Origin of the sequence: Nitratidesulfovibrio liaohensis, from assembly GCF_011682075.1 — a bacterium.
Lineage (GTDB): Bacteria > Desulfobacterota > Desulfovibrionia > Desulfovibrionales > Desulfovibrionaceae > Cupidesulfovibrio > Cupidesulfovibrio liaohensis.
In genome coordinates, this window is sequence record NZ_VSMK01000388.1 from 1 (window position 1) to 2,660 (window position 2,660).

The window sequence follows — 2,660 nt, forward strand, 5'->3', positions numbered from 1 at the left end:
CCACGCCGCGACCGGCGGCGCCCTTCGCGGGGGGCCTGCCCGTCTTCACGCGGTTCCGCGGGGTGTTCCGGGCTATCGGCGCTGGCGGGGGCATCCGTTGCGGCCACGGCGGGAGTGCGCTCGTCGCGTCGTTCATCCCGGCGTTCGCCCTTACGTTCCTCCGGGCGTTCGTCCCGTCGTTTGTCCCGTAGCTCGTCCCGGCGGTCACGGTCGCGGCGGTGCCCGTCACGACCATCCCGTCCATCCCGCCCGTCACGGTCTTCGCGTCGGGCATCACGCTTGTCGTCGCGCCGTTCTTCGCGCCGCTCGTCCCTGCGTTCGTCACGGCGGCGATCCTGCCGGGGGGCCGGGGCGGTGGCGGGCATGGGCAGGGCCGCATGCAGGCTTTCCTGGTAGTACTGGTCCAGCAGCATGGCCAGCAGCGCAAGCTGCTCGTCGTCCCCGGCCAGGGCGCGGGCCAGCGGCGCATAGCGCAGCTGCCGTTCGCGTTCCAGCCCGGTGCGGGCGCGCAGGCGCGCTTCCAGCAGGGCGGTCAGCCGGTCACCGGCAATGCGCGCCACCGATTCGTCGTCGGGGGTGGGGCGAGGCTGGATGTCGATCTTGTAGTGCTTGGCGATGCGTTGCAATTCCAGCTTCTGGATGATGTCCACAAGCGAGATGACCGTGCCCGCCGAGCCCGCGCGGCCAGTGCGCCCGGCGCGGTGGATGTACGATTCGCGGTCTTCCGGCGGCTCGTACAGGATGACGTGCGAAAGGTCGGGAATGTCGATGCCGCGCGCGGCCACGTCGGTGGCCACCAGAAAGCGCACCCCGCCCTTGCGCAGGTTGCCCAGCACCTGTTCGCGCTTGGCCTGGGTCAGGTCCGCCGAAAGTTCGTCGGCATTGTAGCCGAAGCCCTGCAACACCGCCGTCACGTAATGCACGTTGGCCTTGGTGTTGCAGAAGATGATGGCCGCCGTGGGGTTTTCGGATTCGATGATGCGCACCAGCGCCCGGTCTTTGTCCATGGGCTTGGTTTCGCAATACAGGTGCTGCGTCTGGGCCACGTGCACCTGCTGGTGGCTCAGGCTGAGCATGCGCGGTTCGCTCAGGAACTCGCCCGCCAGGTTCAGCACGTGGGGCGGGTAGGTGGCGGAGAACAGGTACGCGGAAATGCGGCGCTTGGGCATGTAGCGCTGGATTTCCTTCATGTCCGGGTAGAAGCCGATGGACAGCATGCGGTCTGCTTCGTCGAACACCAGCGCCCGGATGCGGTCCAGGTTCATGGTGCGGCGCAGCAGGTGGTCCAGCACGCGGCCGGGGGTGCCCACCACCAGGTGCGCGCCGTCGCGCAGTGCGTCCATCTGCTTGCCGTAGCCCACGCCGCCGTACACGGCGGCCACGTTCAGGCCGGTGCCCTCGAACAGCACGCGGGCCTCGTATTCCACCTGCAAGGCCAGTTCACGCGTGGGCACCAGGATCAGGGCCTGCACGGCGGCTTCGTCGGGGGACAGGCGTTCGAGCAGCGGCAGCAGGAAGGCCCCGGTCTTGCCGCTGCCCGTGCGCGATTGCACCATCAGGTCGCGCTTGGCGAAGATGTACGGCAGGGCGCGGGTCTGCACCGGCATCAGGTTGGTCCACCCGGCGCGGGCGGCGGCTTCCTGCATCATGGGGGGCAGGTCGGCCAGGGTCACCGGGGGCAGCGCGTCTTCGGGCTCGTCGATGCGGGTGATCTCGGCGGCAAGGCGCAGGGCCGGGTCTTCATCGTCCGCAAGGGCGGCGGCATCCGTGGCATCGGCGGAGTCTGCGGGAATTGCGGGCGCGGGATCGGAAATTTCGGTGGGGGTGCCTTCGGCAGGGGCGTCGGAAGCGGCCACGGGGGCCGGGGTGCCGGGTGTGTCGGCGGCGGTGGTGCCGGGGGCGTCGGGGGATCCGGGGGCGTCAGCGACTGCGGGGGCGGGCACGTCGGAAGCGTCAGGCGCGGACGAAGGGGTTTCGTCGGTGTCGGCAGCCGAGTGCGCGTCGCCCTCAAGGCGTGGATCGTGGGTCATGCAGGTTCCTTGTTGGACCGGCGGTGCCGGTGCGATGTGGCGTCATTCCGGCGAGGGAACGGGACGCCTGTCGTACAGGATAGCAAAGGGTGTGCCTGTTGCGCAAGAACGTGAGATGGGGTCTCCCGCCAGAACCGGAGTGGTGTGGTCCGGGTGCGTCCAGTGCGCCCAGTGCGCCCAGTGCGTTCGGAGCGCCGGGTGTGCCGGGTGTGCCGGGTGCGCCGGAAGAGGCGGAAGAGGCGGACGCCGTGCATGACGGTGCTGCGCGTGACGCTGCCATACATGCCGGGATGTGGCAGGCTTCGGGGCGGGGGCAGGGCGGCGCGCAAACTCTGCCCGGTTGGCTCACCCCCGTTCGCGCAGGGCCATTTCCGCCAGGGCGTTGACGGTGGCGGCGGCCAGGGGCGATCCGCCCTTGCGGCCTCGCAGGGCCAGGCAGGGCAACCCGTGCGGGCCGTACTGGGTCAGCGCGGCGGCGCGCTCCAGAAACAGTTCCTTGGACTCCGCCGCGTTGACGAACCCCACAGGCATGGCCACCACCAGCGCGGGGGGCGGACCGCCCGCCGCCAGATGGTCCAGCAGGGCCAGCAGCGCGGTGGGGGCATTGCCCACGGCCACGATGGCCCCGCC

General features: G+C 70.3%; 2 protein-coding genes. Both read right to left on the reverse strand.

The genetic code is table 11. The features are described from left to right. Positions 1-2,030, reverse strand: a 2,030-nt coding sequence (locus FVW27_RS12765) for a DEAD/DEAH box helicase (protein ID WP_208294771.1), incomplete at its 3' end; no start/stop codon positions are given. A gap of 345 nt (positions 2,031-2,375) precedes the next feature. After that, on the reverse strand, positions 2,376-2,660 hold a 285-nt coding region (locus tag FVW27_RS12770; protein WP_167125689.1), incomplete at its 5' end, for a precorrin-8X methylmutase.